Here is a 13,878-nt window from a genome sequence, read left to right on the forward strand (position 1 = left end):
GATCTTTTTAAGTGTAAAGCCAAAAAGACTTCTTCACACTATGATATTCAAATCATCTAACTAAATTCTTGTGGGTCAACATCAATTGATAGTCTAAGTTGATGTTGTCTTGGTGCATGGACCAATTGAGCCCACCATTGTCTTAAGTAAAAATGTAGACGAGCACGGTCGGCAGATAAAATCACCATGTGGGCACGGTAGCGTCCAGCTTTACGTTCCATTGGCGCTGGAATCGGTCCCCAGATATCAACAATATCACCTGCAATTTGACGTAGTTGCTCGGCAGCTTCATTTAAAAATTGTAAGGTATAGTCACGATCTTTTGACTCAGCACGTATAAGTACGGCATAGCGATACGGCGGAAGCAATGCAACTTTACGTTCAGCCAACGTTTGTTTGGCAACAGCCCGATAATCTTTTTCAATGAGTGTGGTGAGTAAAGGGTGATCGGGTCTTAAAGTTTGCAAATAAACATGGCCTTTGTGTTCTCCACGACCTGCACGGCCAGCCACTTGTACAATGAGTTGAGCAGTACGCTCAGGTGCTCGAATATCAACACTCAGTAAACCTGCATCAATATCTAAAATAGCAACTAAAGTCACATGCGGAAAATGGTGACCCTTTGCCAACATTTGAGTACCGAGCAAAATTGTGGGTTTGTTTTGATGAATACGATCATAAATTTTTTGCCAACTGCCCACACGACTTGTACTGTCACGATCGACCCGAATCACATCATGATCCGGGAATAATTCTTGTAAGTGTTCTTCAACTTTGGCTGTTCCTGCACCTAAAGTTTTTAAACTCTTTTGCTGACACTCAGGACAGTGATCGGGTAGGCGATGAACCGTGCCGCAGTGGTGACAATGTAAATAAGAATAAGGCTGAGTATGCAACGTAAAATGCGCATCACAATGTGGGCAATTTGCTTGCCATCCACAGCTTTCACAAACCAGTACAGGTGCATAACCGCGTCGGTTTAAAAAGATTAAAACCTGTTCTTTTCTTGCTAGGGTATTTTTAATTTGCTCAATTAAAGGCTGGCTAATTCCATGCTGTTTTTTGACAATTTTAAGATCGATCAAATGCATTTTAGGTAAAAGCGCGTGGCCTGCACGCTGGTTAAGTTGCAGTGAAGTTAACTTACCAGTTTCCACCAAGTGATAGCTGTCGATGCTTGGAGTCGCTGAACCCAAAATAACAGGGCAGCTTTGTAAGTGGCCTCGGTACAGTGCGACATCACGTGCATGATAACGGAAGCCTTCCTGCTGTTTATAAGACAGATCATGTTCTTCATCTAAAATGATGAGGCCCAAACGTGGCAGCGGTGTATAAATGGCTGAACGAGTGCCTAAAATAATAGAGGCTTTACCAGTTTGTGCCTGTTGCCATGCTTGGAGGCGTTTAGAGTCATTTAAGCCCGAATGCAATAAAGCAATATCGCAGTTAAAACGAGACTTAAAGCGCGAAATAGTTTGAGGGGTTAAACCAATTTCAGGTACTAGTACTAGTACTTGCTTACCTTGCTTTAATACTTCATGCATGATGTGCAGATAAACTTCAGTTTTACCACTTCCAGTTAAGCCATCTAGTAAAAATGCTTGGTATTGATGCTGTGCATTAATGACGTGCTGAGTTGCCTTCTTCTGATCATCATTTAGCGTAAGTGGCATTTGAGCCAATTGCACAGGTGCTGGGCTAAAATCATGAGGCTCAAGTGTACAGTCTATGAGTCCTTTCTTTTGCAGCGCTTTAAGCGTAGCCGTTTCTACACCACTTAAATTAAGAATATTTTCTGTAGTGCCCGCAGGATGCAATTTTAAAATCTGATAAGCATCTTGTTGCTTAATGGAACGCTTTAACAGGGCTTCTACATTGTCACAAGGAATGATTTTCCATAAATGAAACAATACATCCATTGGTTTACCCTGACGCAATAACGCGGGTAGGGCCGTTTGCATGACCTCACCAATTGGAAATTGGTAATATTGTGCTGACCATGTCAATAAACTTAAAACTTGTTCATCTAAAATAGGTTCATCATCTAAAAGTTCAGAAATGGCTTTAAGCTGAAAGTTGCCTGTAAATGATTCTTGTGGGTCAACTTTTTCAGTAATGATACCAATCAGGTTTTGCCGTCCAAATGAAATAGCGACGCGTGAACCTACCTGAGCTCGTTCATATTGTGCTTTGGTGAGTGTATAGTCAAAAGTGTCGTACAGATGCACAGGTACGGCAACACGCACACGATAAACAATAGAATCAGGTTTTGGCGTTATGGTCATAGAGGCTCATTTCGTCAATTTTAAAAAACGGCGTAGCGTCGTGAAGAGGACTTGGGTATTCTACACAGGCTATAGAATGAATATGAATGATTGCGTAGCATAGATGCAACAGCAGCGACTATTATTTTTGGAAAATTAGAACATTATCATGCCTGCATATCAATTTACTGCTATTGATGCTTCAGGGAAGCAGCAAAAGGGGGTGCTTGAAGGAGATTCAGCACGTCAGATTCGCCAACAATTACGCGATAAAGCATGGACCCCTATTAGCGTTGATCCTGTTGAACAAAAAGATAAACATCAAAGCCAAGGATTGTTCCAAAAAAAGTTTAGCGCTTATGACTTGGCACTTATGACCAGACAACTGTCAGTTTTGGTCGCAGCAGCAATTCCATTAGAAGAAGCCTTACGCGCCGTGAGCAAGCAAAGTGAAAAAGCGCATGTGCAAAATTTATTACTTTCAGTCCGCTCAAGAGTATTGGAAGGACATTCATTGGCGCAAGGCATGCAACAATCAGGACGATTCCCTGACCTTTATATTGCAACGGTTGCCGCAGGTGAGCGCTCGGGACATCTAGATCTGATTTTAGATCAGTTGTCTGATTACACCGAAAACCGTTTTGCCATGCAAAAGAAAGTACAAGGTGCCATGATTTACCCCATCATTTTAATGCTGATGTCATTTGGTATTGTGATGGGTTTAATGACTTATGTTGTACCCGAGATTGTAAAAACTTTCGATCAAAGCAAAGATGCATTGCCGTGGATTACCGTTGCTTTAATGAAAGCCAGTGATTTTATTCGCCATGCATGGGTGTTTATTATCCTTTTTGCAGTTGTAGGTATTGTGGCATTTGTTCGTTTTCTCAAAACAACCGCCGGACATTATGCTTTTGATCGCTTAACACTCAAATTGCCATTATTCGGTAAACTATCACGTGGTATTAATTCTGCACGTTTTGCCAGTACCTTATCTATTTTGACTCGTTCAGGTGTACCGTTAGTCGACGCTTTAAAAATTGGAGCGGCAGTTACCAATAACTGGGTCATACGCGATTCAATTGCTCATGCTGCTGAACGCGTCACAGAAGGTGGAAGCTTGGGGACACAACTAGAGCGTAGTGGTTATTTCCCACCAATGATGGTACAAATGATTCGAAGTGGAGAGGCATCTGGTGAGCTTGACCGGATGTTAGAACGTGCTTCGACCATGCAAGACCGTGAGGTTACGACATTTATTTCAACCTTATTGGCATTACTTGAACCGCTAATGCTAGTTTTAATGGCAAGCATTGTACTGGTTATTGTAATTGCGGTTATGCTGCCAATCGTAAATATGAACAATATGATTTAATAACTTTGATATCAGAGATAATGATGAAGATGGTCATGAAAAAAAATGAGCACGTTAGGGATGCTCAACAAACCTCAAACGTAGCTTTGGAAAATGCACAATCGTGCCACTCTGAGCATAGCTCTCCATCAGATGTTTGTTCCCCAAGTACAGCTTTCGGACTTGCGGCACGTTCGAGCGGTGTTCGAATGAAACGTGCTTCAGGTTTTACCCTTATTGAGGTCATGGTTGTTATTGTAATTTTAGGCGTGTTGGCTGCGTTGATCGTGCCGAATGTCATGGGCCGTAGTGAAAAAGCTAAAATCGATACGACTCAAATTACCTTGAAAGGTGTAGCAGGAGCTCTAGATCAATACAAGCTCGATAACGGCCATTTCCCAACTATGCAAGAAGGTGGTTTAGATGCACTTATTAACCAGCCAGCTACAGCAAAAAACTGGATGCCAGGTGGTTATGTGAAAGGTGGTTACCCTAAAGACAGTTGGAAAAATGACATCCAATATGTTGTACCTGGAAAAGATGGTCGTCCTTTTGATCTATATTCATTTGGTGCCGATGGTAAAGAAGGTGGTGAAGGTAACGACGCCGATATTTACTATCAACCTTAATTAAAATGTAGAGAGATTATCAGTTCGTTAAAAAATAAAATAATAATGCGAATTGATAATCTTTCTTAATCACAAAAATATAATAAGCTCTTGAAATTAAAATAATAAAGTTAATATCTGGATTTGAGATTTAAAATAAGAATTATTCCCATATTTAATAGTTACAAGAAAGTTAAAATATGTGAAAAAATAAGCTATATATTTAAATAAAAGATTTGCATAATAAATAAAAAGCACTTTATTTAATGAATAGGAGAGATTAAATGAAAGCATTTCTCGTACTTGATGAGCTGAACCAGTTTCATTGGGCGATGCTTAAATCTGTCCTATTGATTTTGGCATTATTACCTATTGCTGAAGTTTCTTTAAAACTATGGCTAAGTACAGAAGGAAGTAGCCAAATTGTGATTGGCTTCTTTACACTCAGTATTGTGAGTGCATGGTTAATGGTGAGCTTCTTTACTGCATTAAAAGCAAGCGTCTGGCAGGCTAAACAAATATCTTCTAAATATGAACACTTGCTCTTTAAAGCTTATCGCTATGTACCCATGGTCTTTTTATCGAGTTTAGTTGCCTATTTATCTTTGGAGCTATCTATCGCTTTTTAATGATATTTCAAAACCAAATTTTTAGATAAAACGTAGACTCAAGATCTACGTTTTAATTTTTTAAACAGGGTGTACCAAAAGTGCAGTGATTTTACGAACAATAGGTAACACTAATAGTAGCGTTGGAAAAGCAATCAGCCAAGAAATTGCCCATGCAGACATCCATACATTTATAGAAAATTCTTCTAATCCTAAACTTCGTAAAGTACTGACCATGGAAACTACAAAAGTCATAATGATGGATAGCAGAAAAGGTAAAACTATAGCTGAATAGCGACTTGGAAGTTTCTTAAAATTATAGAAAGTTTTTGGGTTTTCCATTTAGACTCCGTAAACCAACAAACGCCCGTGCCATTCAAAATAAAAATATTTTGAACAAATAGCTCCAAGCCTTGTTGGAGGTATGTTGGAACGTTGATTGACGTAAACGTTTACGGCTTTTGAATCAGCGGACTTAATTTAACATGAAATTTTCAAACAAAACATTAATAATTTATTTTTTAATATTATATGTTTTTGATTTGAAAATTTAAAAATATGAGAAATACAAAGTGGAACAGATCGAGTGGAATGATTTTTTAAAAGTAGAACTTCGCGTTGGCAAAATTATTCAAGCTGAGGTTTTTGAAAAAGCGCGTAAACCTGCCTATATTTTGCATGTAGATTTTGGTGAAGAATTGGGTGTACGTAAATCGAGTGCTCAGATTACTAAACTCTATCAGCCACAAGATTTGATTGGTAAGTTAGTGGTTGCGGTAGTAAATTTCCCTAAGAAACAAATCGGGCCTATTCAGTCAGAATGTTTAGTGACAGGGTTTCATAATGCAGATGGCGACATTGCACTTTGCATCCCAGAGTTTGAAGTTCCTCTGGGTACAAAGCTATTGTAATTTAGCGACGTGATTTAAAAGACACGTCAACTTTACGTGGACGATAAACCCAACCTAAGACCAGCAGTAATACTGCAAATCCTAAAATTGGATAATCACCTAAACGGTTATAGAGAGTTTGACCTTGCATGGCCGGTAAATCACCTCTCAAGACAAACTCTTTATCAATAGGTGCCTGTTCAGTGATATGACCATTTTGATCGATAAACGCTGTTACACCAGTATTGGTTGCACGAATAAACCAGCGTCCATTTTCTTTCGCGCGCATTTGCACCATTTGTAAATGTTGCCATGGGCCAGCTGTTCCAGTGAACCAAGCATCATTAGATACCGTCACTAAGAAATCGCTATCTTCTGCATTACGTCGTGTCAGGTTTGGATACGCCACTTCATAGCAAATTGCAGCTGCAAGCGCATGTCCTTTAATCATGAGTGGTTTCTGGTTGCTTTCACCACGTGAAAAACCGCTCATGCTAATGTCGTTTTGCATAGCAGGTAGTACCCAAGCGAGTAAACCTGAAAGTGGAATATATTCACCAAACGGAACAAGACGCTGCTTTTTATAAAGACCACTTGCATCGCTGCCAGAAGCCATAATGCTGTTGTAGTACAACGGGCTGCCAGCTTGATGTGATTTCTCAACATCCCAGTAAGGAATACCAGTTACCCATGCCGTATGGCTCTTTTTAGCTTGTGCATCCATTGCATCCAAAAACGGTTCAATATCGGTTTGGAAAAGTGGAATGGATGATTCAGGCCATACTATGAGGTCTCGGCCCCATTCGGACTGCGTTAAGCCTGCATAAATTTCTAATGTTCTGACTTGGTATTCAGTCAGCCATTTTAAATCTTGGGGAATATTGCCTTGAATCAGAGAAACGCTAAGCGGTTTAGCAGCCTTAGGTTGTACAAACTGGATAAAGGATGCTCCCCATGCGCCTAAAACTAATAGGGCAGCAGGGATAACCCAGAAAATACGCTTACGTAGAACTTCTACTAAAGCACATGCTAATACAATAACTACGAAGGAAATTGCATAAATACCAAATAATGGCGCATAACCATCAAGTAAACGTTCGGTAAAAGCATAACCTACAAATAGCCATGGGAAACCTGTAAATACCCAAGTTTTAGCCCACTCGAAAATTATCCAGAGTGGTGCAAAAGTCAGTGGTGTTTCAGGGAAGAAACGTCGATAAACCCAGGTCTGAAATGCTGTAAATAAGCCCATCACAAGAGCCATCACAGCAATCATACATACACTTAGAAAAGCATTGGTGTCGCCGTAGACATGGATAGAGGTATAGAGCCAGAAAGCGCCTACAGACCATAAACCAAAGCCATAACTCCAGCCAAGTGCAAAAGCTTGTTTAGCTGAGCGTTTATGCAATGTGGCATAAAGTAGGGCAGGAGACAAAATTGCCAACCACCACCAATAATAAGGTGCCAGTGCAAAACTGAACACGGCACCTGAAAATAAAGCAATGAGCAAGGGAAAAATAAAAGGAAGCTGTTTTTGTTGTTGCGAAGAATCTAACAGCTTTTCAAAGTATGCTCTCATTGACGTACAGCTCGAATCAGATGAATAGTGCGGGCATCTGCTTCAACAATCGTAAATAACCATTTTCCAAGCTCAACAGTCTGACCTTGTAAATCACTGACTAAACCAATTTCTTGAAGCAATAAACCGCCGACAGTTTCTACTTCATCGTCAGAAAAATCAGCATCTAAAACAGTGTTGAAATGTTCAATTGGTGTAAGTGCTTGCACCATCCAAGCATTCGCTACAGTGTGATCGTTATCAGGAACAATATACTGTGCATCTTCATCAGCAGTATCGTGTTCATCTTCAATCTCACCAACAATCTCTTCAAGAATATCTTCAAGCGTGACAATACCTGCTGTTGAACCATATTCATCAATTACAATGGCAATATGGGTCTGGGTATGTTTGAGCATACGAAGAACTTGATCTGAGCGCGCACTTTCAGGCACAAATAGTGGCTGGCGCATAAGAGAGCGAATATCTACTTTGGTATTCGGTTCAGTCAAAAATGGAAGTAAATCTTTTGCCAGCAAAATACCGACAACATTATCAGGTTGGTCAGCTGAGAAAACTGGAAAACGTGAGTGAGCAGACTCAACCAATATATGAAGAATATCGAGTAACTGATCATCTTCTTGCATACTGATCATTGCTGTTCGTGGTGTCATGACTTCACGAATTTTGGTAGCTGGAAGGTCAAGAACGCCTTCAAGCATGGCAACAGTATCAGGTTCTAAAAAACGACGTGAATTTTGGACTAGTTTTAATAATTCATCTCGGGTTTCGGGCGCTGTACCTAACCACTTTCGTAAGCCTCGCATTCCCCACGACGGACTCGGTTCCTCTTGCATGATCTTTCCTAAAGACTCAATGTATCAAATGAATACACTGATCATACCGAAGAAAAGGCCCTTATGCATCTATAAAACAAAGTAAAAGACAAAACACATATTGTTATGTAAACACCAGTTACAGTTCATAAGTCAGTGATCGGTTTATGCTAAAATGTGAAAATTCTATTTGTTCGAGTTTGTTATGTCAGAACAACCCATTTCACCTACTGTACAACTTAATACGCGTGGTTTACGTTGTCCGGAACCTGTCATGATGTTGCATCAGGCCATCCGTAAATCTAAATCTGGAGACGTGGTTGAGGTCTTCGCAACAGACAATTCGACCTCATGGGATATTCCTAAATTTTGTATGCATTTAGGTCATGAATTGCTTTTGCAAGAAGAACGTTTAGATGAAAATGGTCATAAAGAATTTCATTACTTGGTGAAAAAGGGCTAAAGCCAATGTCTTAAGCTTTAGCTCCATATTGTTGAATCTAATAAAAACTAAAACAATCAATCCATCTCATTTTCAGGACATAAAAATGAAAAGTACTCCTCTATGCTTGGGATTTACTATTTGTGCTTTGTTCAGTTCAATCGCATGCGCAAAAACCTGTGAAATTCCTGTGCAAACTATGAATGTCGCAGGTCTAAGTGTTGGACAAAGTATTCGTGAGTTTCAAAAGCTTCACCCTACAGTGAAACAAGTGGTATTAGGGGGAGATAGTTACCATTTAGAGTTTGCCGATGAGGTTGATCCTCAGATCAAAAAAACAGGCGTGACTTGGGTTGATCACATTGCTTATGATTTGGATACTCAAGTGATCACTTCATTCAGTTTGAGTTTTCTTGATGGTCCTATGGCAAGTTATGAGACGGATTTAGATCTTTTTAAAGACAGAATTCTCAAAAAATTTAAGGTTCCCCAAAAAGGCTGGGTACAAAAGAACAATAAATATATCTATCAATGTGATGATTACCGAATTGAGATTCATCAGGACTATGGTGCTGCACATACAGCTATTGGACCAACAGTTATGGTCTTTAGTAAAAAATCGAAGATATTCTAATAAAAAAATTCCCCTCATTTGAGGGGAATTTTTATAAGGAATTACATATTTGGATATGAGACACGGCTAGCAAAGCAACGCTTTGCCGTGTCGCAAGGAATTACATATTAGGGTAATTCGGACCACCGCCGCCTTCAGGCGTTACCCATGTGATGTTTTGAGATGGGTCTTTAATGTCACAAGTCTTACAGTGAACACAGTTGGCTGCGTTAATCTGGAAGCGTTTAGAGCCATCATCATTTTCCATGATTTCATAAACACCAGCAGGGCAGTAGCGCTGTGCAGGCTCATCCCATTTTGGTAAGTTCACATTCACTGGAATTGAAGGATCAGTAAGCTTCAAGTGAGCTGGCTGGTTTTCTTCATGTACAGTGTTAGAAATAAATACAGAAGATAAACGGTCAAATGTTAATTTGCCATCTGGTTTTGGATAGTTTGGCTTGAAGCTTGTTGCATCAACAGTTTTCAATACAGCAAAGTCTTGCTTCAAGTCATGTAAAGTGAATGGCACTTTAAAGACATTTTGGTCGATAAAGTTAAATGCACCACCAATCCATTGACCAAATTTATGCATGGCTGGGCCAAAGTTACGAGAGTTATAAAGCTCTTCTTTTAACCAGCTGTTATTAAATTTGTCGGTATATGAAGTCAGTTCTTTAACGAATAAATCTTCACCTTCAGTTACACGTGCAATCGCAAGGTCACCACCTTTTGCTACACCAGCGGCAATCGCTTCGAATACAGCTTCACCACATAACATGCCTGATTTCATGGCCGTGTGTGAACCTTTGATTTTTGCAAAGTTTAAGAAACCTGCATCATCACCAATTAAGCAACCGCCTGGGAAAGTTAATTTAGGCAATGAGTTGAAGCCACCTTTCACTACAGCACGTGCGCCGTAAGAAATACGCTTACCACCTTCTAAATACTGTTTAATCAGTGGGTGAGTTTTCCAGCGCTGCATTTCCATGAATGGATACATATGTGGATTTTCATAAGATAAGTCCACAATCATACCCAAAGTCACTTGGTTGTTTTCAGCGTGATATAACCACCAACCACCCGAAGAACCAGTTTCAGCCAAAGGCCAACCAGCACCGTGCATGACTAAGCCCGGCTTATGTTTTGCTGGGTCGATTTCCCAAAGTTCTTTAATCCCGATACCGTAGTGCTGAGGATCTGCATCTTTATCGAGGTTGTATTTTGCAATGAGGCGTTTACCTAAGTGACCACGGCAACCTTCAGCAAAGAGGGTGTATTTAGCATGAAGCTCATAACCCGGAGTAAAGTTATGCGTTGGTTCGCCGTCTTTACCAATACCCATGTCGCCAGTTTGAATACCTTTTACAGTACCGTCTTCATGGTAAAGCACTTCAGATGCAGCAAAGCCAGGGAAGATAGAAACTTCTAATTCTTCAGCTTTTTGACCTAACCAGCGAACCACGTTACCTAGTGAGATAACATAGTTACCATCGTTATGCATGGTTTTAGGAACCATCCAGTGTGGTGCTTCTTTAGAAGTGGTTTCTGAAAGTAAGAAGAATGTCTTGTCTTCAGTAACAGGTACGTTAAGAGGCGCGCCTTCATCTTTCCAGTTCGGGAAAAGTTCATTAATAGCACGCGGTTCAAGTACAGCACCAGATAAGATATGCGCACCTACTTCAGAGCCTTTTTCAACTACACAAACTGAAAGATCGGGTAAGTTATTCTCAATCGCTAATTGACGGATCTTAATCGCAGCAGATAGACCTGCAGGTCCTGCACCTACGATGACAACGTCAAACTCCATCGATTCGCGTTCGATGTGTTCCATGTAGGACTCCTCAATACTTAAAGGTGGCAACCGTAATGTCAGATCATCCGGTGCTGCCGTGAGTTTTAATCCATAGGCGCAAATATGCTATTGTGCCTTTTATCGTTTTGGCTAGTATAGTTTTAAACCATGATCTAGCCAATTGGCTGAGTCGTCATATTTTCTCGTCAGCAAGGCATAAACTATGGTAAATCAAAATAATTCCCCATCGGATATGGGAAAAATACCGTTATCTGATGATAAAAACTTAATGAACATTGCACAATACTTAAAAGATGTACAGCAAAGTCACAAAAGGTCAATCCCACCTTTAGAGCAATGGCATCCAAAGCATTGCGGTAAAATGGATTTAACGGTTAAAGCCAATGGAGAATGGTGGCACGAAGGTCAATTAATCAAGCGCCAAGCTCTATTGGATCTGTTTACCAAAGTCCTATGGAAAGAAGAGGGTAAATTCTACCTGAAAACACCTGTAGAACAAATTGAAATCGAAGTTGAAGATGAACCTTTATTAGTCAGTCAGGTGGATCAGGTCGAAATATCAGGTGATCAGTTTTTACAACTGACCACGACCAATCAGGATGTGATTTTAGTTGATGCAGAACACCCTATTTTTATGCGGGAATATGCAGGAGAGTTACGTCCTTATGTGCATGTCCGATTTGGTATTAATGCGCTGATTCAACGTCAAGCTTTCTATCACCTCGTGAACTATGGAACACTGACCGAAAATGATAAGGGCGAAACCATTTTGCAGTTAAAAAGTGGTAATTTGCACTTGCAATTAGGCACTTGAGGTTTAAGCTTTATAGAGTGAAATTTTGCGACACTCTAGTACTCCCATGACAGCCATACAGCCTTTATTTACCGAATTAGAATCTATGCCTAAAGCATCTGCAGATGCTCCGATTGGTATTTTTGATTCGGGAATTGGAGGAATGTCGGTTGCAGCGGAAATTGCCAGATATTTGCCAAACGAACGTATTGTCTATTATGCCGATACGGCCTATGTACCTTACGGCCCTCGTTCTGATGACGAAATCAGAGAACTCACAGCGCGAGCTGTTGATTGGCTATACCGTCAAGGCTGTAAAATTGCGGTGGTAGCATGTAACACTGCCTCAGCATTTAGTCTTGACCATTTACGCGAACATTATGGCGAGCACTTTCCAATTGTTGGTTTGGTTCCGGCATTAAAACCTGCTGTATTACAAACCCGTTCTAAAGTGGTTGCAGTATTGGCAACACCTGCTACTTTTCGTGGGCAACTGATTAAAGATGTAGTAGAAAAATTTGCTGTTCCGGCAGGTGTTAAAGTCATGACTTTAACCAATCTAGAACTTGTTCCTTGTGTTGAAGCAGGGCAGCAAATGGGTGAGGCATGTTTAAATGCATTAAGAGAAGTTTTACAGCCTGCTGCCGAGCAAGGTGCTGACTATTTGGTACTCGGTTGTACGCATTATCCGTTTTTAAATGAAGCGATTCATCATCTTTTTGATAACCAATTCACACTGGTTGATTCGGGGTTAGCAGTTGCCCGACAAACAGCCCGTATTTTAATAAAAAATGAGTTATTATGTGACCAAATACGTCAGAATGTTGCACGTATCGAATGCTATGTCAGTGGTAATAATGCCGATGCATTGCAACCTGTACTACAGAATATGATTCCACAAGAATTGACATGGGCGCTACACAATCTGAGTTGAGCTCTATTGTAGGCATTCAGAAGACAGCGTTTTTATCTTTATTTTTTTATTTGGGGCGGTTCATAATCTTGGCTTATTTAGGTCAGATAGAGATTATGGGGCGATAAGGGTATTGCTATGCTCGATACACGCTATCAGATTTTTATTTCAACGTCCGGTCGCGAGATGCAACCTGAACGTATGGTTCTTTCCCAAACCTTAGTCAGTATGGGGTTTTTTGCTTGGGGACTAGAATATAGAAACCCTCTAACAACAACACTCGCCCGCCGGCAAATTGATGAGTCTGATTATGTCATTTTGCTGTTAGGCAGCCAGTATGGCGAACAATCAATTTCAGGCTCTAGCTATTTTTCTTTAGAGTATGAATATGCTTTAAGTCGAGCTAAACCAATAGTTGTATTTATGCATGAACAGCCTGAAAGCCGTGATATGCATTTACAAGAGACTCATCCGCAGCTTAAAGAGAAATTTTTAGCATTTCGAAAGAAATTATTACATGATGCTGACCATGTTTTTTACTTCAAAAGTCCACGAGATTTAGAGTTAGCTGTCCGTTTAAATATGCCCTTAATAGTGGAACAGCATGTGGGGCAAGGTTGGGTGCCAGCACGCCAAGCGCATCAGTTAGAAGATGAAATTAATCTTTTAAAAAGTAAAGTTTTACAATTAGAGCATCAACTGGCAGAGACATCTACTCAAGCAAATGAAGTGACCCCACAAGATATTTTTGCGTTTGAATATCAGATTCAAGCTTTTCAGGATGGCAACTTTAAAGAGCTTAAACGACAAAGAAAAATGACTTGGTCTCAACTGTTAAGTATCTTGGCTAAACATTTTGAGACAGCAATGCCAGAAGAGAGTTTTAGTACGTGTTTAAATGAATATTTAAATCAGGCTGGCTTAGAAGATGCCCGTGAGGTCCTACCACGAGCACATGCGGTAGCTGGTGCGCAGATTAATCATAAAGCGCTGTTCCAAATCAAGAAGCAAATGCAATCACAAGGCTGGATTGTTCCAACAAAGACAGAGCAGCACAATTTGTGGAAAGTAACGACAAAAGCTCAAAAGATCTTGCTCAGTTATAAATGGAATCATCGAGGGATTCGATTAAAAGCTTAGGGCGATTCAATTTATATATAATGATGAAAGCTGTTACATT

The 13,878-nt window shown here is 40.1% G+C and carries 14 protein-coding genes; 9 read left to right on the plus strand and 5 right to left on the minus strand.

Annotation, left to right across the window (positions count from 1 at the left end):
• Positions 1 to 56: 56 nt before the first annotated feature.
• On the minus strand, positions 57 to 2,285 hold the full coding sequence (locus ABLB96_RS04530; RefSeq protein WP_348896251.1) for a primosomal protein N': 2,229 nt from the start codon (positions 2,283 to 2,285) through the stop codon (positions 57 to 59).
• A gap of 148 nt (positions 2,286 to 2,433) precedes the next feature.
• Here ABLB96_RS04530 and gspF point away from each other — a divergent pair, with 148 nt between their 5' ends.
• The 3 genes from gspF (at position 2,434) to ABLB96_RS04545 (ending at position 4,855) form a co-directional block, all read left to right on the plus strand.
• Positions 2,434 to 3,639: a type II secretion system inner membrane protein GspF gene (gene gspF / locus ABLB96_RS04535; RefSeq protein ID WP_348896250.1), complete on the plus strand. Its 1,206-nt coding sequence runs from the start codon at positions 2,434 to 2,436 to the stop codon at positions 3,637 to 3,639.
• Positions 3,640 to 3,662: 23 nt separating this feature from the next.
• A complete protein-coding gene (gene gspG / locus ABLB96_RS04540; RefSeq protein ID WP_348896306.1) occupies positions 3,663 to 4,247 on the plus strand; it encodes a type II secretion system major pseudopilin GspG in 585 nt (194 codons plus the stop codon).
• A 263-nt stretch (positions 4,248 to 4,510) separates the two neighbouring features.
• A complete protein-coding gene (locus ABLB96_RS04545) occupies positions 4,511 to 4,855 on the plus strand; it encodes a hypothetical protein (RefSeq protein WP_348896248.1) in 345 nt (114 codons plus the stop codon).
• 60 nt (positions 4,856 to 4,915) lie between these two features.
• Here ABLB96_RS04545 and ABLB96_RS04550 read toward each other — a convergent pair whose 3' ends face one another.
• Positions 4,916 to 5,176, minus strand: a complete 261-nt coding sequence (locus ABLB96_RS04550) for a DUF2798 domain-containing protein (protein ID WP_348896246.1) — start codon at positions 5,174 to 5,176, stop codon at positions 4,916 to 4,918.
• 230 nt (positions 5,177 to 5,406) lie between these two features.
• Between ABLB96_RS04550 and ABLB96_RS04555 the strand changes: the two genes are divergently transcribed.
• Positions 5,407 to 5,745: a tRNA-binding protein gene (locus ABLB96_RS04555; RefSeq protein WP_348896245.1), complete on the plus strand. Its 339-nt coding sequence runs from the start codon at positions 5,407 to 5,409 to the stop codon at positions 5,743 to 5,745.
• A 1-nt stretch (position 5,746) separates the two neighbouring features.
• Here the strand turns inward: ABLB96_RS04555 and lnt are convergent, their stop codons facing one another.
• Positions 5,747 to 7,306 carry an apolipoprotein N-acyltransferase gene (lnt, locus tag ABLB96_RS04560; protein WP_348896244.1) on the minus strand — a complete coding sequence of 520 codons (1,560 nt, stop codon included), beginning with the start codon at positions 7,304 to 7,306 and terminating at the stop codon, positions 5,747 to 5,749.
• On the minus strand, positions 7,303 to 8,142 hold the full coding sequence (locus ABLB96_RS04565; protein ID WP_348896243.1) for a CBS domain-containing protein: 840 nt from the start codon (positions 8,140 to 8,142) through the stop codon (positions 7,303 to 7,305). The genes lnt and ABLB96_RS04565 overlap by 4 nt, the downstream gene beginning before the upstream one ends.
• A gap of 184 nt (positions 8,143 to 8,326) precedes the next feature.
• Here ABLB96_RS04565 and tusA point away from each other — a divergent pair, with 184 nt between their 5' ends.
• Together tusA and ABLB96_RS04575 are read left to right on the plus strand one after the other, a co-directional pair.
• The gene (gene tusA, locus ABLB96_RS04570) at positions 8,327 to 8,584 is read left to right on the plus strand and encodes a sulfurtransferase TusA (protein WP_002053527.1); all 258 of its coding nucleotides are present in this window, start codon (positions 8,327 to 8,329) and stop codon (positions 8,582 to 8,584) included.
• Positions 8,585 to 8,669: 85 nt separating this feature from the next.
• Positions 8,670 to 9,197, plus strand: coding sequence for a hypothetical protein (locus ABLB96_RS04575; protein ID WP_348896242.1), 528 nt, complete (start codon positions 8,670 to 8,672; stop codon positions 9,195 to 9,197).
• A gap of 100 nt (positions 9,198 to 9,297) precedes the next feature.
• Here ABLB96_RS04575 and ABLB96_RS04580 read toward each other — a convergent pair whose 3' ends face one another.
• Positions 9,298 to 11,010, minus strand: coding sequence for an electron transfer flavoprotein-ubiquinone oxidoreductase (locus ABLB96_RS04580; protein ID WP_348896241.1), 1,713 nt, complete (start codon positions 11,008 to 11,010; stop codon positions 9,298 to 9,300).
• A gap of 184 nt (positions 11,011 to 11,194) precedes the next feature.
• On the opposite strand from ABLB96_RS04580, the gene ABLB96_RS04585 reads away from it, so the two are divergent.
• The 3 genes from ABLB96_RS04585 to ABLB96_RS04595 all read left to right on the plus strand — a co-directional run bounded on the left by ABLB96_RS04585 (position 11,195) and on the right by ABLB96_RS04595 (position 13,838).
• Complete coding sequence (locus tag ABLB96_RS04585) at positions 11,195 to 11,806, plus strand: DUF1285 domain-containing protein (RefSeq protein WP_348896240.1); 612 nt, start codon at positions 11,195 to 11,197, stop codon at positions 11,804 to 11,806.
• 46 nt (positions 11,807 to 11,852) lie between these two features.
• A complete protein-coding gene (murI, locus tag ABLB96_RS04590; protein WP_348896239.1) occupies positions 11,853 to 12,719 on the plus strand; it encodes a glutamate racemase in 867 nt (288 codons plus the stop codon).
• A 117-nt stretch (positions 12,720 to 12,836) separates the two neighbouring features.
• Entirely contained in the window at positions 12,837 to 13,838 is a 1,002-nt protein-coding gene (locus tag ABLB96_RS04595) for a DUF4062 domain-containing protein (RefSeq protein ID WP_348896238.1), read from the plus strand.
• Positions 13,839 to 13,878: the final 40 nt, after the last annotated feature.

The sequence above is a fragment of the Acinetobacter sp. XH1741 genome (assembly GCF_041021895.1).
Lineage (GTDB): Bacteria > Pseudomonadota > Gammaproteobacteria > Pseudomonadales > Moraxellaceae > Acinetobacter.